Here is a 19,890-nt window from a genome sequence, read left to right as displayed (position 1 = left end):
TCTTGGCTTCATTACAACCCGAGATCATCAGCGAGTCCCTCAACTCCTGTGAAGATGGAATCCCCGTAACCCCAGAAGTTGTTGAAATCAATAATGTAGATTTTTTTGTTTTTAACTGCGTTAATGTTTTGTACCTGTTTGTTGGCAAGCAGCTTTTCAATCGTCTGCTCAGGATCAATACCACCTGCATACCTCGAAATAATCATTGCATCCGGATTAATCTCGATTAACTTCTCCAGGCTGAGTGTGCCGGTTTCATTAATCAGCATATTATGCATATTGATTAATGACATTGCACTTTCAATAAACGTATCACTGTTTCCGTTGTAGATTCCAATGGTTCCATCACCATTATCCGAAAATGATGCATAGTTGATCGTTTCAGTGCTAGCTCGAGCCGACAAGGCATTCTCGCGTGCTTTTAGCGTCTCAATATATGCCGCTGCATTCGCTTGTACGTTGAATATCTCTCCTAATTCAGTAATATCCTGATAAAGACTATCTAATGATGCATCAGGAACACTGGTGCTTTGTACGTACGTTTTAATCCCCATATCATTCAAGCTGCTTACTGTACCAACACCCCAGTCCGCATCCTCAAACAGTCCACCACGCCCTACAACCAGGTCAGGCGTAGCCCCTATTGTCACTTCCTTACCGACATAGCCTTCAGCTAGCACAGGAATTTGTTTAAACTCGTCAGCAATATCTTCAGGTACACTACCAAACAACGCAGCTACACCTACAAGTTTGTCTGTCAAACCAAGGCGAATCATCAGCTCGGCTGCACCTTGTGTATTGGCAACTACTCGTTCAGGTGCCTTGTCAAACGTTTGATCCTTCTTCACCCATGTGCCGTTCTCTGTTGTATAATTTGAAACGGTTACCGGGTAAGTTGTTTCAGCAGGTGCTGAAGCGTCTGCGTCGGCTTGTTCCCCATTTGTTGCTGCATTCGTGGCGCTGCTCTCCGCAGCTTGCTGTGAGCTGCCATTTGCATCTTTGCTGCCACCATTGTTGCTTGAACACGCTGCGAGCACCAGAATCATTGCAGTAATAAAACAAAGAAACATCCCTTTTTTAACGGATACCAACATGTAAATAATCTCTCCCTTTTGAATTCCCTCTTGTCTTTAAACCAATATGTAAAATAACTATTGTCAGTATACAGTAAATGTCGAAGCGTGTAAATGAGAACAATAATCAATATCATTTATCTGATAAATAAAAAGCCCCCCCCCCCCCCCCCCCCCCCCCCCCCCGTATGGGTGCCTCATTTCGTCGCATTATCGTAAACTTAATCTGTGACAGGTTCAATGCCCTTCTCCTCTGGTGACTAACATGAGCTGAAATCCGTCACGGTGAATATGACAGTTGTTGCCGCATCCTGGTTCGAAGGTTACGTTCCATAACGATATATCCCGAAACGTTAGAAAAACCAAGTTCATGTCCTTTGTTTAGGATTGAACTTGGTTTCTCTTTTACTTAACTATTCATTACGTGCCTGATTAACCTTGGCGATAAGTTCATTAATAAATTCATCAGGTGAACGCTCATTCATCCATTGTTGACCGAACATTTGGAATACTTTGATCATCGGGAAATCTGCCCAGAATCCCACAAACTCCTCGTTAAGGTATACCTTGTCCGTAACATGCTCGTTCATTTCATTCAGGCGATGCTCCAATTCCTTTTTCGCTACAGGATCACTCATCCACTCACTGAGCAGACTGAATTTGTGGAACGTGATTTCTTCCTTACCAAAGTCACAATGCAGACGTTCCGTAATTCGGAGATCTTTGGACGAGCTGCCAAGTGAAATTTGGAAAAACCCGGTCTCAGCCACCCAACGGTTATACTTGGTGTTGTAATATGAGAAATCTCTCTCTTCCAGTTCAAAGGTAATCTTGCGTTTTTCACCCGGCTCCAATTCAACTTTGGCAAAAGCTTTCAATTCTTTCTCTGGACGGGTCCATGTGCACTCTTCATCGTGAACATACAATTGAACAACTTCTTTCCCCTTGCGCTTTCCGGTATTTTTCAATTGGAAAGACACAGTAACACCGGTATGGGTCTGAGACACTTCCAGATCCGTATAGGAAAACGATGTGTAAGACAATCCGTGTCCAAACGGGAATTGAGGTGCCAGTTCTTTCCGGTCATAATATCGATAACCCACGAACAGGCCTTCGCGATAATACAGCTTGCCGTTCTCTCCGCGAATTCGCATATGTGAAGGGTTGTCCGACAGTTTGACAGGGAATGTCTCAGACAGTTTGCCCGAAGGATTCGTCTGTCCGAATAATACATCTGCAATCACTTTACCCATGCCTTGACCCGACAACCAAGAATGAATCACACCAGGTACATGCTGCACCCATGGGCGCATCGCCAGTGCAGAACCGCTGCTCGTTACGACAATACACTTGGGTTGAACTTCGGCTACCGCGAGAATCAATTTCACTTGATGCTCGGGAAGATCAATGCCTTGCAAATCATGCATCTCGGATTCCGCATATTCCGGTTGGCCAACAAACAATACAGCAACATCAGAATTCATCGCCAATGAGACGCTTTCCTTAATTAGCTCATCATTGATGGAGTCATCCTCCGGGTACCCTTCTGCATAATTTATGGTCGTGGCATCGCCAGCCAGATTTTTTATCTCGTCCCATGGAATATCGACATTTGTAGGCGTTACCTTTGCACTGCCCGCTCCCTGAATTCTCGGTTTTTTGGCAAAGCGTCCGATCACGGCAATCGACGAAATGGACTCCTGCCCTAGCGGGAGAATCGCGTTCTCATTTTTCAGAAGCACAATACTTTCGGCCGCCGCTTTACGTGCGAGTGCATGATAGTCCGAATCTGGAGAAGAATCCATATCTTTCTTGCCCGTTACCCGCTCAACCAGTTTCAGAATCCGGCCCACGCTTCGATCCAACTGTTCTTCGGACAGGCTTCCGTTCTGAACCGCTTCAATGATCGCTTTGGCATTGTAATTTGCGGGACCCGGCATCTCCAGATCAAGCCCAGCCTTCAGACCGCGTATGCGATCATTAACAGCTGTCCAGTCGGATAGAACAACACCTTCATAACCCCACTCTTCTCTCAAAATGTCATGCAGCAAATGTTCGTTCTCACTTGTATACGTTCCATTCAATAAATTATAAGAACACATAACCGTCCAAGGATCGGATTTCTTAATAATACGTTCAAAGGCGCTCAGGTAAATCTCGCGGAGCGTTCGCTCATCGATTTCCGAACTGGTTACCATCTTCTCGAACTCCTGGTTGTTACCCGCAAAGTGTTTGACAGAAGCGCCCACTCCTTCGCTTTGGATCCCGTTTATAAACGCCGCTCCAAGTTCCCCCGTCAAGTATGGGTCTTCCGAGTAGTATTCGAAGTTTCTTCCGCCAAGTGGCGTTCTTTTCATATTGACACCAGGTCCAAGCAGCAGCTCAACGTCCATGGTTTTTGATTCACGTCCCAGTGCCACGCCAACTTCATACAACAATTCCGTATTCCACGAAGAGCCGATGGCTGAACCCGTAGGGTAACAGGTTGCGGGTACATTTTCCGTTGTAATCCCCATTTCTTCATCGCTGTTCGTTTTACGGATACCGTTTGTCCCATCGTACATATGAACCGGCGGAATGTTTAACCGCTCAATTCCTTTTGTCATCCACATATTCAATCCTGCGCAGAGCGAAGCTTTCTCGGCCAGCGTCAATGCCGACAACAATTCATTGATTGATTTATCCATAGTACTCACCCTTCTGATATCAATTTTGTTCTTGTTCTTTCTTCAGTTCCTGTGCATCATACAGTTTGAAAAACGGAAACCAGACAATAAATACAATGACCAGGACGACCGCCAGCAAGATAAGCCCATTGAGTCCGGACATAATATATGTGGAGAGGCCGATCGGTGTGTACCATAGCTGGAAGATCTGGCTCGGAATCCGCACCCAACCCCAGTCGAGAGCCAAGTACACAATCACCGGCGTGATAAGTGAGTTAATCCACATCGGCACCATGAGTAATGGATTAAAGGCAATAGGTGCTCCGTATACGACGGGTTCATTGATGTTGAACAAGGATGGGATAATAGTCGCCTTGCCGACAGATTTCAGTTTTTTCGAACGTGCCATCAGGAACCAAACAACTAACGGCAAGGTCGCTCCCATTCCTCCAATACCCAGCCATCCGGAGAAAAAGGTTTCAAACGTGTTGATATTGACGGGATCTTGTCCCGCTGCCACAAGAGCTGCATTTTCTTCGATTGCAGGTATCCAGATCGCGTACCAGATCGGTGTCATGACCCACGGGCTTACGCCGAAAGAATACAGTACAACACCAATGAAATTGAACAATAAAAATCCGGTTAAACTTTGCCCTACGGCATTGATCGGCTCAAATACGTTCACGATCAGTCCAAAAATATCAAAATGAAGCTGATATACAAGCAACCATCCTGTTGTTAATACCAGGGCGATCGGGACGAGAAAATCGAACCAGTCCATAATGAATTCGGGAAGTGAAGATCCCTTTTTGAAGAACGAAAATTTGTTGCACATGATCATTACAAGAGCGACAAATACACCTACCAGGAGTGCTGTAATCATCCCCGAGGGTCCAAATCGTTCAAGGATGAACTGAATGGTACCGGCTTCGTTTACTGTCGGGTTAAGTAGCATAACGAACAGAGATATCCCCGTCATTCCCGCCAGCAACTTGATTTTATGTCGTTCTCTTTTTTCCATCACGACATAAGGCGTCAAAAAAGCAATAAACAACCCCAGCAAACCGAAACTGAATGTCGTGATAGGTGTCAGGTCCGGCATTCCCGGAATGAAATCCTGCAAAATCGAAATCAATGTAATAATCGAACCGATGAAAATCATCGGAATGGCGACCATGATGGCTTCTTGAATCGAAGAAACCCAAATATTGTTCGTAAACGCCTCCAATCTCGGCGCAAACGAATCTGTCATCCATTTCATGAAACGCTTCATCCAAAACTCCCCCTGTCTTCCTCTAAGCTGCCACAACCATAGTATATCGATTTGTGTTAACGCTTTCTTGTTGGAACTTGCCGCATCATGGTTCGTTTTTTGCCCAATCCATCGCTATAGTTCTAGCTTGCCAGCCCGAACAAGAAATAAACAACAAAAAACATCCCTTCAAACTGAAAGGATGTCTTAAGAGCACTTTTTTAATATTGTCTATCCAAAATGAGCAGCATTACCCCATGCGGTGGAAGAAAAATCTCTCTGCGCCAACTTTCATCTCTTACCATCTCTGTCCCCATCACGGGTCCACTCCTGCCGTTTAGATAGGCGATTTCTTCTTCCGTCAATGAATAGGGCGATCCCATGCGGGTCCACTCATCAAATACCGATCCATGCTCCCGATCCAGTTGATAACTGGTGCATTTATAAGGTCCCTCGAGATTGCTCAGGGTAAGTTCATAAGCTTTGCTGCCTTTTTCCTCAAAGACGTCATAGCGGGTTGAGCTGGATAATTCCGACCAATCTCCACTTGCAAACAGCCGGTCTACGTGAACATAGTGATAGAACAAAAATTGCATGCTTCCATCCCTTTTTCGGGTTCCAACATAACCGTCTCCCTTGACCATCAGCTCATCCCCAAGCTTTTGCATAAGCTCAAATGCATAATAGCTGGGTTTCTTCAGCCCATCGCGGTTAATCAGGCCAAAACCTCCGTAGAAAGGAGAAGCGGGAACGATACTTTCTTCGAATACATCGGTAAAGGACCAGAAAGCCATCGCTTTCACGTCACCAAGTGTGTTCATGGTGTGGTAAATGACAAACGGAGCCATGAACATGGTATCGTGCAGCAAATTCCGGTCATACAGCGAAAAGTTCCACTCAGTGACATGAAGTTCAACATGACCGTACGATGACGCATTCATTTTTTGCCGCATAAGTTCAATACTCTCTTTATAAAAAGCAGGCGGCATGATCTGGGTTAAACGATCGTCTTCAACTTTTAGCTTGGGATACTCCGAATAGATGTGAAACGAGAAAAAGTCGATAGCCACTTCCCGCTTGCGGCAATAGGACAAAAATTCCTCAGCCCAGGTATCGTTCCAGAGAGAACCGTAACCCATAGCTGGCCCCCCCACCTTCAGTTCTGGCAAGATCGATTTGATGGCATGAACGGTCGATTCGTAAAACGCAAAGTATTCTTCTTTACTTCCTGCCCAACAAACACCCGCCAGGTCAGGCTCGTTCCATACTTCGAAATACCACCGTCTCACCTCTTCTACTCCATAACGATTTAAACAATGGCGAACGAATTCGCCAACAAGCGCCTGCCACTTGGCAGGGTCGGATGGCGGGCTAATATTCCCCCTCCACCAAAACAGCGTCTCTTTGGATCTCGCCAGCTGGCTCGGCATAAAGCTTAATTCCACAAATGGCCGAACACCCTGATCCAGCAGGAAATCATACAACTTGTCCACATAAGACCAGTTATAGAGGGGGACGCCCTGCTCGTTCTCGCTGTACACCATCATCTCGTCATTAAAGATGCCGTGAAATCGAATATATTCAAAAGGTACTTTTCCTTTCAGCGCGGAGAGCTGCTTTCGCCAATCTTCACGCAAACCTTCAATGGCTCTCCCTGCCGTCATGGTCATATTCCAGTGCTTTTCGTAGACAGACGACGTCTGATCCGCACGAATTTCAATATAAGTTTGGTCTAACAGATGTACAGACGGTATAGGAAGCGTGTCCAGATCAGCGTCAACCTTAACATCCAGATATCGATACAGTAAGCCAATTGCATTCAACGTTTCCATCTCGTAATAATCTCCGCTTGAAGACTCCTCATATGTTTTGGGTTTGCGGTTTACATTCAACTGATGGAGTTCCGGTGTACGAGAAGCTTCCCGATAGGAACCGGGCGTACAGCCGTACTTTTCCTTGAAGTATTTGTTAAACAGCTTCACATTGGCAAATCCGCAATCCAGCGCAATCTCCGAAATATTTTTATCGTTTGCTGCCAGCTGAGCTTGAGCCTTCTCCAAGCGAATGAGCGTCAAATACTTTTGGAAAGGTATCCCGATTTTGTCGGTGAAGAAGTGGGAGAAATAATGTAAACTTAAATGTTCGGAATGTGCCATATCATGCAGTGTAATCTTCTCATTGTAGTGTAAATCAATATATGTGAGGACCCTGTTCAGTCTTTTATAGTCATAATCCCTGCTACCGTCTTCCAATGCGGAATTCGTTCCACTGGAAAAATACCTCTGCAGGCATCCGCATAACAACTGTAATCTGCCCAATGTAAAATTTTGATAACCCGGCGTTTTTTTGTTGATCTCCCATACCATTTGCGCAAGATATTGTTTAATACTTTGCAGGCGAGGAGCGTTTTGTTCCACGTTCATAGCAGAGTTACAGGAGATAAACACATTATTGTTCATCAACTCGGGACCAAACTGCAATGTTAATAATACATTGTCCTGATTGGTTCGTTCGATCTTGTGGACGGACATACTGTTAACCACGATCACATCATCTTCATGCAGTGTATATTGCTGCTGGTCCAGATACATGATGATTGAACCGTGGAGAACATATACAACTTCCACTTCCTTGTGCCAATGGAAATCAATATGTTTTACCGAGTTCACGAAGAGTTTCATAGGCAGATCGTCCTGATGTTGAATAAACTCATATAGATAGCGAATTGTCTGCACCTTCCTTCATACCGATTATTATAGGCACAGCATTTTGAAGATATCAACAAGCTAAACAGTAATAACAAAAAAGCCGATCAATTAAGGTTCAATTGATCGGCTTTTCTATATAAATGTTCAAACTACCTATTCAACTAGATGCCCTGTTATCTTACCAACCGCGGTTGGACATGCGCTCTTCTGGAGCCAATTTAGAAATTTCGATCCCTTTCATCGGGGCACCCAAGTTTTTGGATACTTCGGCAATCAGTTTGTAATCTGTGTAATGTGTAGTAGCTTCAACGATTGCACGAGCGAATTTCTCAGGGCTATCGGATTTGAAAATACCTGATCCTACAAACACACCATCTGCTCCCAGGTGCATCATTAATGCTGCGTCCGCCGGAGTAGCTACACCGCCTGCTGCAAAGTTAACGACAGGAAGTTTTCCATTTTCATGAACTTCGCGCAGCAACTCATAAGCTACACCCAGATTTTTGGCTTCAGCGTACAGCTCGTCCTTGGACATGTTTTGCACTTTGCGGAGCTGGCTGTTAATTAGACGCATATGACGAACTGCCTCAACAATGTTACCCGTTCCAGGCTCACCTTTTGTACGAATCATCGATGCACCCTCACCAATACGGCGAAGAGCTTCTCCCAAATCTTTGGCTCCACATACAAATGGTACAGTAAACTCATGTTTATCAATATGGAACACTTCGTCTGCAGGTGTAAGAACTTCACTTTCATCGAGATAGTCCACACCCAGGGATTCAAGCACTTTGGCTTCTATGTAATGACCGATACGTGCTTTGGCCATAACTGGAATAGATACAACCTTCATAACCTCTTCAACGATGGTTGGATCTGCCATACGAGCTACACCGCCGGCTGCGCGAATATCGGAAGGTACCCGTTCAAGAGCCATAACAGCTGTTGCCCCTGCCGCCTCAGCAATTTTAGCTTGCTCTGCATTCATAACGTCCATGATGACGCCACCTTTTTGCATCTCAGCCATTCCTCTTTTTACACGATCTGTACCTGTTTGCATGATTGTAGTCCTCCTAAGTAACTTTTGGGTGATTTTCAATAAAGGCATCGCTCTAATCTATGATTTAGTATAGAATGAGAATGGTCATATAAAAAGATCCAATATTTTCGGTTTTTATTGTACCACTTCAATGATAACTCTGGAGGTCCTATGCAATTTCATGTAGCTTACAGTTCATATTTGAACCGAAAATATACGAAGATGAAGGCTCTCTATCATGCCATCCGTGATGCAATTCATGAAGGTAATCTTATACATGGCGAGAAGTTACCCTCTACTCGAGAGTTAGCTACGACGTATCACATTTCCAGAGGAACTGTGAATCAGGTCTATGATACGTTGACTGCTCAAGGTTACATTCATTCAGAGCATGGAAGAGGAACTTTTGTTGCTTACCAGTTGGATTTGAACAATAATGCGTCCACCGTGAAAGCTTGCACGCATCACTTATCCGCCTGGGGAAATCGTATTCAGCAGTTTGAACATCAGACGACTCAAAGAAATGCACCTGCCAATGCCCATACACAAGATTCCAGAATGAATAGCGACGAAGTGATCGACTTTAGCAAATATCAACCTGACTTCTCCAAGTTTCCTTACGATGAATGGAATAATCGATTGTATGCAGAGATAAGGCAGCGTGAGCATCACCTGAAAACAACCTCTGCTATGGTTAGTTCAACCGGGGATCCAAAATTGAGAGAAGCCATTGCTGCCTATCTTCGGAGGATGCGGGGCATTCAAGTCGATCCGGATCATATTGCAGTAACTGCAGGCTCCATGCAAGCTATAGCTCTACTCACTCAATTACTTGCTGATCCTGGGGATTATGTAGTGACAGAAAGTCCTTGTTATGTCGGGATTTCTAAAGCCATATTGGCTGCGGGTGCAAAGTTGATTGAAGCCAATCTCGATGGTCAGGGCGTTGTGCCCCAAGACTGGGAAGCACGAATGTTGTTTGTCACGCCGTCACGACAATTTCCTACTGGTGAAATGCTCAGTCTGGAACGCAGACAAACCTTGCTGGACTGGGCACAGCGAAATGATGCCATGATTGTTGAGGATGATTATGATAGTGAATTCCGATATCGCGGCATGCATGTTGAACCACTGAAAACACTTGATAAAGCAGGACGCGTAATCTATCTAGGCAGCTTTACAAAAACCTTGCCTTTAGAAGTACGACTTGGTTATGTGGTTCTTCCCCCTACCTTGGCTGACACCTTTAGAAAGGCACAGGCTTTATACGAGCCAAGACCCGTCAACCTGATCGAACAACGGGCATTAGCTGCATTCATGACAAGTGGTCAATATGAGCGTCATCTGCGCAGAATGAATCGATTATACAGTCGCAAATTCCATCTGTTACTCAAACTTTTGAACAAGCAACTCTCTACATGGTTTGATTGGGTGGAGAACGAAGCGGGTCTACACGTGTTTGGCTGGTGGCGAGGTAATGTGTCCACTTATGAGGCCTTTCGGGAATCGGCTAGGTCACAAGGTGTGGTATACTCAGAAGTCAGCAGTTCAACGTCTGTTGGTACGAAGTATGGTATCTATTTGTCTTTTGCACATTTGTCAGATGAACAATTACATGAAGGCGTATCCAGATTAAAAAATGCCGTTACAACTGCATTGTGAGGTAAATCGTCTCCAAAGTGAGTACAAGAAGATCATCATTCGGAAGAGGGGCGATCGTTATGAATTGGTTAAATGAACTCTACAAAATGAATAAACAGGAACCGGACAAGGAAATCGAACGTTCTTTGGTTAACGCCATCTTCCGAATATATGACCGGTTCCCCCGAATTGGCCTTAGAGAGCGGATCGGACAGCAAGAAATGTCTCTTGATATCGCCGATGCTTATATCCATGGGCATAACGCCATGATTGAAGCTGGGGTTGGAATCGGTAAGTCTTTTGCGTACCTGATCCCAAGTCTGCTCACGAATCAAATGTCTCAGAAACCAGTCATTATAGCTACATCCTCCATTCAGCTCTCGGAACAGATACATAAAGATTTAAGGATTATTGGTAGCCGGTTGGGATTCTCAACGGTTCGCTCCGTGGTGGGGAAAGGCATGGGTCAGTATGCCTGCAGAAGTAGAGCAGCGGAATGGATCAATCTTAATGATGCAAACGCCTCCGTATCTACCCTTGCACAGCGCATATTAGATTATGAAATTGATGAAAGAGCCGATATTAAAGCTGGAATTAGTGATGCCGAATGGTCCCACGTTTCCGTGAATGATTGCAAATTTGAACGTTGTCATCACAAAAATGCATGTTTGTTTTACGATATGAGAGCGAAATTAAATGCAAAAGCTCACGAGATTGATTTTATTATCGTTAACCAGGACTTGCTGATACGGGATTTGATGAAGAAAAAAGAAGGAACCAAAAGCATCATCTCGGAACAGCCTGCTCTGATCGTCATTGATGAAGCGCATAATCTGGAAGCAAAAGTTCGAGATGCCAGAACACTTGAGTTCACTTATCGCGGAATCTGCCGCATTCTGGATACCACGGTGCAGCTTCTAACGAAGCAGTCCGGAGATAAAAGTCTCTTCTCACAATCCAAGTTCATCAAAAACTGCGCTGAGCGCATCTTCAAACAGGTAAACGCAGATTTGCTCGACCATGCCAAGCAGGATAACGACCGAATCAAAGTGTCGAAGATCAAAGGAGTACCGTTGAACAAAGTCGCGAATGATTTAAAAGATCTCAGTCTGCGCCTTTCCATTTTGACTTCCCGTCACGAGCGGGAAATAGATGACGCTTTTGAAGCCACCAACGGGCTTATTACCCTCATTCATGTCTTATCTGAGATTGAGAACAACTATCTTTTATGGGCAAGCAGTCCCCTGGGAGTAGCCACGATCAGTATCTGTCCCAAAGATATAAGCCAATTTCTGAAATACGCTTTATTTAATGGCAAGGTACCTGTAATCCTAACATCAGCAACGCTGTGCCAAGGCGGGGATACGCTGGAGGAACAATATTCTTATATGACGCACTCCCTTGGTTATAAGGGAGATTTCTTAGAGCGCCAACCCTCCCCTTTTGACTACACCAACCATGCCATGATGTATATTTCGAACAAAGTACCCTATTACCACCACGATCAGCGCGAAAACTATCTTGAAGCAGCGTACAACGAAATGGTTCAACTCTGTAATCTAACTCAGGGAAGAACAATCGTCCTTTTTTCAGCAAAAGAGGACATGAAGTACATTCACAAAAAGTTGATCTCAAAGGCTAATGAATACACATGGGCAGTCCATATTCAAAAAGAAGGATCTTCCCAGGACAGTGTCATCGCCGAATTCAGGAAAAGCAAAGGTGTACTCCTGGGTACCGGTGTATTCTGGGAAGGCGTGAATATCGAGGGGTCTGACCTGTCACAGGTCATTATTTTCCGTCTGCCCTTCCCTGTTCCATCGGATCCTGTTTATGAATATAAGGCATCTGTAACGGAGAATCCGTTCATGGAGGTGTTTGTACCGGACATGCTCCTTCGGTTACGGCAAGGAACGGGACGCTTGATTCGTAGTGAAACGGACCTTGGCATACTCAGCATACTTGACTCCCGTCTCAGCACAGCAGCAAAAAAGAGTTATCGGGAACAGGTGCTGGAAACATTGCCGTTCCAAAAAGTGACGGAGGATTTTGCGGTTTTGGAGAAGTTTGTTCAAAATAAGAGGATACGACGTACGGATTAGAAGTGGAATAACACGTAACCTTGAAAATCTGCCTAAATTACATGAAACGGCCCTTCCGCTCATAATGTGGAGGGGCTAATTTCATGCTGTAGGATATATGCTACAATATATTCCAGATCTACGAATCCCAAAGGAGGCATTACCATGGTTGAAAGACCAACTACAGAGGAATATGCAGCTTATTATGCAGGGTACATCCAGCTTGTTCCTGAAGGGAACATCATCGAACGCTTAGAGCTGCAATCCAATATCGTACCAGCTTTGCTCTCTTCATTGACAGAGGAGCAAGCAAATTATCGTTACGCCGAAGGCAAATGGAGCGTGAAGGAGGTCATCGGTCACCTTTTGGATAACGAACGCATCATGAGCAGCCGATTGCTTCGCATCGCCAGAGGTGACCAAGCGAATCATCCCGGCTACGATCAGGACGTGCTTATGCAGAGCCATCCCTTCAATGCGTATACCGTAGCTGATTTGAATGAAGAATATGCTGTCACACGTCGCTCAACCATTCTTATGCTCCGTCGCCTCACCCCGGAAGCATGGCTCTGTAGAGGGATCGTCAGTGATAATCCTGCTTCAGCTCGATCGATTGCATTTGTTATTGCTGGGCATGAGCTCCACCATTTATCAGTACTTCGCGATCGCTATTCGTTAGATTTGAAATTATAAAATTCATCCAAAAAGACTTTGAACCTGCATTCTCTGTAGGATCAAAGTCTTTTCTCATCAGTCGGTTTATCTTTCAAATTATCGTTCAAAATGAATCAGATGTGCATCCTCTCGCAAAGATAACGTGGAATACTCATCTAGAATCGGAATGTCCCCATTGAATTCAATGGGCAGGACCACATAGCTGGACTGAAAATAATCCGATCCGTTCCAGCGATCTGAAAAGTATAGGTAGTCCTCTTCTGATCGCTTCAGCACAAATGCTGGTTGCGTTCGAAACGTCGTTTCATCGCCAAAATCACTGAGTATTCCCCATGGACCATCCATCGTATTAGCCATCGCGTATTTCCCTTGATTGGGAGCCCAACCCGTGCAAAATGAGGTCACCATATAATACTTCCCTTTCCGTTTGAAGACAGTTGGCGCCTCCCTATATTCCCCCTGCCACAGCTTTCCGACAAGACTTTCCACATTAAGGTAATCTTCCTGCAGACGATAGATGTGCAGGTCCGCATTGTCTCTGGCAGCCGAAATAAAATATGCCGTCCCGTCATCATCCTGAAAGAGTGTGCAGTCACGCGACATATACCCGTACGGATTGAAGCTACCATGATAAACAAAATGGCTGTCTGGATAATCCGAGGTAGCGATGGCGCATGCAGCATCGTTATAATTCTCACCATTCTCATAGTGAACCCAGAGTACGAACTTCTTGGTCACCGCGTTGAACAGCACTTTAGGCCGTTCGAGATTCACCTTTCCACCTTTATCGTTCACTAATGCCAGATTTGTCCGAACTCGAATGGGTGCAGCTGGCGTAGAGGTGGTCAAGATATGGTTCCGAAACTCCCAGTTGAATAGATCTTTGGAACGGTAACAACTCACATATATATCGTCTCTCCGATCTTCGCCATACCAGTAATAATAGTCGTCATGGAATAACATATGTCCACCATGGGCATGGATCAGATTACCACTTGAATCATTCCAGATGCCACCATTAGTTAGTTGATTATTCACACCGTTACCTCTCTTCTTTTAAGAACATCGTTAATTGGTGTCCGATCCAAATACCTTCACTTCCCAAAGTCTTGGCGTGTACCAATTGTTTGGATTGTTATGAAGTGCCGCATTTTGCATATTAATTCGTACATATCTGGCAGCAGTGCTCGATAGATTGTCTGAGGTAAAACCGTAAGATCTATTGTTGGTTCGATCCAATGCCACGGTCCAGTTTACATTATCCGTACTGGTCTCAATTTTATATTTGTAATAACCTTCGGAGCCTTTTTGCATCCACCAGGAGATTTGCACATTATTCAACTGTTGAACAGAGCCGAGATCGACCTTCCACCAATGTGGCCAAGAACTGCCTGTGCCGACCCATTCAGTTTGATAGCTACCATCATTAGCATAACTTGCCGGGTTTGTTCCAGTAGCCGTTTGGGCTGTTGCAGGTTTGCCTTGCGACAGAAGTTTTCCGTTCTGAACGGGAACGACAACATCATCGCTTGTGTTGTACAGAACTTGATCAAAATAATCATAAAATGCGTAACCATCGGAGAACCACACGGGAAGCAGTCTTTCCTCCGTTGTTCCATTTTGCGTACCTGCCCAACCGAACATCCAGCGATATGCAACCATAACCACGTTATTACCCGTATCTGGCTTCACCCTCATGACGGAACCCGACTGCGCCGAGAAGGTTGACGTGTTGCCAATCGTCCGTAATTCGGACCAATCTCCGTCTATGCTATTTGCTGAAGAATACAAAGGTATACTCGGATACCAGCCAGCCGCTTGGGAAGAGAACAAATAATAAATGCCATCCTTTTTGATCATTTTGGGCAGTTCCCTATGTTGATTTTGATAAATAACTGAAACTTGATGATCTACATCCAACCAATCGGAGGTTAACTTATATAAGATGGTGTCCGAATTATTATTGGCCGTAGAGATCAGATACGCCGAATCATCATCATCTTTGAAAATGGAGATATCCCGGGATTGGTTCCCTTCCGGCCGAAAGCTTTTGTGAAATGTAAAGTCTTCTCCAGGCGTGGCCGAAGCCACCGATACTCTCGCAAGCGTGTAGTCTGTACTGTTTTCATAGTGAGCCCAAAAAACAAATTTGTTCGTAGGCGCATGGTACAGGATGTTAATCCCTTCAAATTTGGAATTCGCCAGATCGGGATGATCTGTGTAGGAAAGGACCACTTTGTCGTCACCATAGGTGATATCATCTGTTGATGTCTGTTGAATCATTCCGCCAAAACCACCAGTTGGTTTTTGTACAAAATTAAATCTGTAATAGGTATCCCCCACTTTAAGTTCATTCGGGAGCATGAGAGTGGATTGTGTTGTGTTATCAAAAGTTGTGAGGTTTTCTGGAAGACTGTAAGGGGTGTATTCTGGCGAGATAGCAGAGGTTAACAAGGAAGTTCCATCGTACGCCTTCACTTGATACTTGTAGGTGTTACCTATGTTGAGGTCATAATCATCCGTCGTTGTACCAGTCAGGGTTTGTAATAACGTATAAGACGCATTGTTCTCGGATCTATACAACTCGTATACAGTCGCTCCCTGGACAGGCGCCCAATGGATTTTGGCATTGGATACTTCAGATTCATTCTTCAGGACAAACAGTGTTGCGGCGATCTTGGTCTCTTCACCACCAGCAGCATGAACGGTTTGAGCTGAGGACGTTAAATGAACTGTTAACAACATCAATGCAATGACGATAGCCATCCACGATTTACCTTTGATCATGTCTCATCATCTCCTTTTTTAGAAGACCAACCTTCCTGTTGCCGGAAGGCTGATCCAGGGTAAACTTGACTTTATTTCAAATTCATCAGTGTCATTACATCCGTCTCGCTGGCTTGGTTGTACCATTCGTTAACTTCTTCGATCACGGTGTCTCCGCCTTTTTCGTGCCACTGTTTCACAAAGGTATCAAATGCTTCAAGCGGCTCATTGCCATATATGATTTTGGTGAACGTCTCTTGTTCCATGGTGGTCAACTGTTCCCACACATTTTGCATCGTTGGCGTTGGTGGACCGTTAAACTCATTTGGCAGTAAAACATCTCTGTTTTCATACGAAATCCGATATCCATCCTGTGTCGTTTGATCTTTTGAAGCGCTTTGAATGAGGACGCCCGTGTCGGCTTTAACTCCATTCGCCAGATCGTAGTACGATTGGCCGGGACCATCAACACTCGGTGTATTTTTGGTAAATGCCATTTTCCCAACGCCTTGCACGGCTTCTAATGGCTTATTGAATTTCGTTGGATCAAAAGTGACTTCGTCGTTGACGATATCGTAATCGTATCCCTGAGCGTAGCCGTATTTGAAATCTCCCGTGCTGAACGCTGCGTCGTACATTTTATCGTAGTATAGGAAGAAGGCTTCCATGTTCTGAAAGTCCTTGTTAAACATGAACACACCATCGTTCAATTGGGCGGACTGATAGGTCTTATCACCGTTCACACCTTGAATGGTCGGATAAGCACTTATTTTTGCGCCATCCACATTTTTCTCTACGTCCTTCACACTGTCGTAAAGCCAAGGACGACCAATGATGATGCCAGCTTTCCCCTCCGTAAAATCGGACAATGCGTCCCAAGCCCCTTGGGTGGCCAATTCTTTGTTCAAGTACCCTTTTGCATACCAGTCGCGTAACTTGGCAAGAGCCTCTTTGTTGCCGGCAGCCACAGATCCATAGGTGAGTTTGCCGTTATCGTTATGCCATTGCCTTGGAAGATGTTTGCCTGTGTATGCGCTGAATATCATGACCGGATCGCTGACCCAGCCCGTATTGTAGGAATCTTTACCTGAAAAAGTAAAGCCGTATGTGTCTTTCTTGCCGTTCCCATCTGGATCCTCATTAGTGAACGCCGCGATGACTTGCTCAAACTCATCAATCGTTGTTGGCGCTCCCAAATTTAATCTGTCCAACCAGTCCTGGCGGATTAACATAACTTCGCCTTCCGTCAGATTCGGCGCAATCGCCATCCCGTAGACCTTGCCCTCCCTAACCACTGGATTGAAAGTGGTCGGGTATTGTTTGTATATTTCTTTTATCCGGTCAGGCATGTAGGTTGAGATGTCTTCTGTAATCTCCTTGACTTGCCCCGACTCAATCAGATCATTGACCAGCATGGTGTCATAGACAGGCAGAACGTCTGGCAGCTTCTCGGAACCCGTCAACGCCAGCCTCAGCTTGGTATTATATTGTGAAGCATCACCTCCCAGCAGGGTGGTTTGGATTTTGATACCCAGGTTTTGTTCGCCCCAACGGGTCAACACATTGTCATTCAACGTCTCACCATTGATATACTTTCCAGCATTTTCATCCTGTTGTTTGGCGATGGTGATCGTAAATGGCGGATCATATTTACCGTCCTTAAGCACCGATGCTGGTGCGGTTTCGGAAGCAGGCTCCCCTTTGCTACAGCCAGCTACAAGAATAGCCGACAGCATAACCATACTTACCATTTTCCATAAATCAGTTCTTTTCTTCATGGAAACATGCCCCCTTCACTCATACTCAATTTGTTTTCTATATAAGTTCAACTAATTGCATATTTACACTGGCACTCCGATGACAGAACAACCTTCCGAACGCTGTTATCGTGTAAATGTTTAGATGAACTTATAGTAATCCAATTTATCGTCATCCTAACTATTCTTTGACGGCTCCCAGTACGATTCCCTTCACGAAATAACGCTGCAAAAAAGGATAAACCAAAATAATCGGGAGCGTGCTGACAAAAATTTGTGCTGCCTTAATGCTCTGTTCGGACATGGCTGCCACCTCAGACTGGCTCATCGCCATATTCTGCATATTGCTCTGCACAACGACCGTCTGTAAAAACGAAGCCAACGGATACTTACTTGCATCCGACATATACAAAATCCCGTCAAACCAGGAGTTCCAGTGCCCTACCATAATGAACAAGGATACGGTCGCGATGCCAGGCAGAGATAATGGTAAATATATTTTGCTGAGAATTACGAAAAAGGACGCTCCATCAATGAAAGCTGCTTCTTCCAGGGCTTTGGGAATCGTTTTGAAAAAATTGACGAGAAGAATCAAATTATAAGCACCGAAAGCGCCCGGTAGAACAAGAGCCCATATGGTATCCTTTAATCCAAGGGCTGTGATCAATATGTAAGAAGGTATCAAGCCCCCCGAGAAGAGCATGGTAAAGATAAAAAACCACATGAGCACGTTGCGTCCCCGAAATTCCTTGGACAAAGCATATCCTGCACAGGTAAGGATAAACATGCTGATGGTTGTACCCAATACGGTTCGAGTGATGGATGTCAGCATGGCACCGTTAAAATTAGAATTGTTGAACGTTTTTACATAGGCGTCCACGTTGAACCCCACCGGCCAAAATGAAACCATATTACCGCTAATGGCCGCTTTGCTGCTGAGCGATTGCGCCAATAGATGAAGCAGTGGCAGGAAACACGCCAGACCCGCCAGTATCATGAACGCGTAATTAAAATAAGAGAATACTCTATAACCTGTCGTCTTATGGTACATGATCCCTCCCCCTCCTTGTTAGAATATTTTGTAATTGGCGTATTTATAGGCCAGCCTGTAAGAGACAACGATCAAGATCAAGCTAATCCCCGATTTGAACAGTCCGACAGCGGTTCCGAAGCCGTATTGCCCGTTTAACAAGGATGAACGGTAGACATAGGTGTCAATGATATCTCCCGTACTGTAGACAAGCGGATTGTACAGATTGAAAACTTGATCAAAGCCCGCGTCCAGAATATTGCCCAGACTCAGCGTAGAAATGACGATAATCATGGGCAACATGCTAGGCAAAGTGACGTATCGAATTTGCTGCCGGCGTGTAGCGCCATCGATCTCGGCCGCTTCGTAATAAGATGGATTAATACCTGCAATGGTCGCCAAGTAGACAATCATGCCAAAACCAAAGCTCTTCCACACATCACTGATCACAACCGTGAATCGAAACAGATCAGGATCACCCAAGAAGTAAATGGGATCGTTCCCGAAAATACGTGTCAAGATGTGATTGATTCCTCCGTCTAATCCCAGAATGTCGATCATCAACCCTGCCACAGTAACCCAGGACAAGAAATGCGGCAAATACACCAGTGTCTGTACACTTTTCTTAATGCCCATATTTCGAATCTCGCTCAGCAGGATAGCCATGACGATTGGAACGATAATACCAACGATAATTTTAGAAACGGCGATAATTAACGTATTAACGATCGCTTGTGTGGCTTCTTTGTACTGGAAAATTCGTTCGAAATTATCTAACCCGATCCACCGTGAACCTGTAATGCCCAGCCATGGTTTGTAGTCCTGAAATGCCATGAGCAAACCTACCATCGGGCCATAAGAAAAGATACAGACAAACACAAATGCGGGAATACACAGTACGTACAAAGGCCAGCTTTTCTTGATTTCCTTTTTGAATGAAGTCCGCTGGGAAAGCTTTGTTTTTGTTTTTTTTGCGGATCTGGCGGGCACAATCTCGTTAATGTTGCATACCTCCTCTATGATGGCTTTTCGAAAGCGATCCTTGAAGATAAGCTTAACAAAAGCGCTTTCACTCCAAAATGCCAAAATTTCAAGATCATCACCCCATCCTGAATCATTTTAAACCGCTTTCATTTATCGTCGTTGCTGCCCTTCCGCTTTTCGAAGGTTTGGCTTATATTTAGGTTAATCCGATCTGGAGT

At 44.8% G+C, this 19,890-nt stretch carries 13 protein-coding genes; 3 read left to right on the top strand and 10 right to left on the bottom strand.

What is annotated here, in order from left to right:
* Positions 1-11: 11 nt before the first annotated feature.
* The 5 genes from MHB85_RS15450 to pdxS all read right to left on the bottom strand — a co-directional run bounded on the left by MHB85_RS15450 (position 12) and on the right by pdxS (position 8,762).
* Positions 12-1,094 carry an ABC transporter substrate-binding protein gene (locus MHB85_RS15450; RefSeq protein ID WP_341073184.1) on the bottom strand — a complete coding sequence of 361 codons (1,083 nt, stop codon included), beginning with the start codon at positions 1,092-1,094 and terminating at the stop codon, positions 12-14.
* Positions 1,095-1,486: 392 nt separating this feature from the next.
* Positions 1,487-3,760 carry a beta-glucosidase gene (locus MHB85_RS15440; protein WP_341073183.1) on the bottom strand — a complete coding sequence of 758 codons (2,274 nt, stop codon included), beginning with the start codon at positions 3,758-3,760 and terminating at the stop codon, positions 1,487-1,489.
* A 19-nt stretch (positions 3,761-3,779) separates the two neighbouring features.
* A complete protein-coding gene (locus MHB85_RS15435) occupies positions 3,780-5,012 on the bottom strand; it encodes a PTS sugar transporter subunit IIC (RefSeq protein WP_341073182.1) in 1,233 nt (410 codons plus the stop codon).
* A gap of 200 nt (positions 5,013-5,212) precedes the next feature.
* Entirely contained in the window at positions 5,213-7,726 is a 2,514-nt protein-coding gene (locus tag MHB85_RS15430; RefSeq protein WP_341073181.1) for a GH39 family glycosyl hydrolase, read from the bottom strand.
* A 151-nt stretch (positions 7,727-7,877) separates the two neighbouring features.
* On the bottom strand, positions 7,878-8,762 hold the full coding sequence (gene pdxS, locus MHB85_RS15425) for a pyridoxal 5'-phosphate synthase lyase subunit PdxS (protein ID WP_200869424.1): 885 nt from the start codon (positions 8,760-8,762) through the stop codon (positions 7,878-7,880).
* Between the two features lie 147 nt (positions 8,763-8,909).
* On the opposite strand from pdxS, the gene pdxR reads away from it, so the two are divergent.
* The 3 genes from pdxR (at position 8,910) to MHB85_RS15410 (ending at position 13,153) form a co-directional block, all read left to right on the top strand.
* The gene (pdxR, locus tag MHB85_RS15420; RefSeq protein ID WP_341073180.1) at positions 8,910-10,400 is read left to right on the top strand and encodes a MocR-like pyridoxine biosynthesis transcription factor PdxR; all 1,491 of its coding nucleotides are present in this window, start codon (positions 8,910-8,912) and stop codon (positions 10,398-10,400) included.
* A 59-nt stretch (positions 10,401-10,459) separates the two neighbouring features.
* Positions 10,460-12,481, top strand: coding sequence for an ATP-dependent DNA helicase (locus tag MHB85_RS15415; RefSeq protein ID WP_091018971.1), 2,022 nt, complete (start codon positions 10,460-10,462; stop codon positions 12,479-12,481).
* 144 nt (positions 12,482-12,625) lie between these two features.
* A complete protein-coding gene (locus MHB85_RS15410; protein ID WP_210108193.1) occupies positions 12,626-13,153 on the top strand; it encodes a DinB family protein in 528 nt (175 codons plus the stop codon).
* A gap of 78 nt (positions 13,154-13,231) precedes the next feature.
* Here the strand turns inward: MHB85_RS15410 and MHB85_RS15405 are convergent, their stop codons facing one another.
* The 5 genes from MHB85_RS15405 to MHB85_RS15385 form a co-directional block, all read right to left on the bottom strand.
* Complete coding sequence (locus MHB85_RS15405; RefSeq protein WP_341073178.1) at positions 13,232-14,173, bottom strand: family 43 glycosylhydrolase; 942 nt, start codon at positions 14,171-14,173, stop codon at positions 13,232-13,234.
* 30 nt (positions 14,174-14,203) lie between these two features.
* Positions 14,204-15,922: a discoidin domain-containing protein gene (locus tag MHB85_RS15400; RefSeq protein WP_341073177.1), complete on the bottom strand. Its 1,719-nt coding sequence runs from the start codon at positions 15,920-15,922 to the stop codon at positions 14,204-14,206.
* A 71-nt stretch (positions 15,923-15,993) separates the two neighbouring features.
* Positions 15,994-17,679 carry a hypothetical protein gene (locus MHB85_RS15395; protein ID WP_341073176.1) on the bottom strand — a complete coding sequence of 562 codons (1,686 nt, stop codon included), beginning with the start codon at positions 17,677-17,679 and terminating at the stop codon, positions 15,994-15,996.
* Positions 17,680-17,839: 160 nt separating this feature from the next.
* Positions 17,840-18,709 (bottom strand): carbohydrate ABC transporter permease, encoded by an 870-nt coding sequence (locus MHB85_RS15390; protein WP_017688372.1) that lies wholly within the window; start codon positions 18,707-18,709, stop codon positions 17,840-17,842.
* An 18-nt stretch (positions 18,710-18,727) separates the two neighbouring features.
* Positions 18,728-19,612 carry an ABC transporter permease gene (locus MHB85_RS15385; protein WP_036616097.1) on the bottom strand — a complete coding sequence of 295 codons (885 nt, stop codon included), beginning with the start codon at positions 19,610-19,612 and terminating at the stop codon, positions 18,728-18,730.
* Positions 19,613-19,890 lie beyond the last annotated feature (278 nt).

Source organism: Paenibacillus sp. FSL K6-4396, assembly GCF_038002525.1.
GTDB lineage: Bacteria > Bacillota > Bacilli > Paenibacillales > Paenibacillaceae > Paenibacillus > Paenibacillus amylolyticus_B.
Note: the sequence above shows the minus strand (reverse complement) of the source record. Positions and strands in the feature narration are given on the sequence as shown.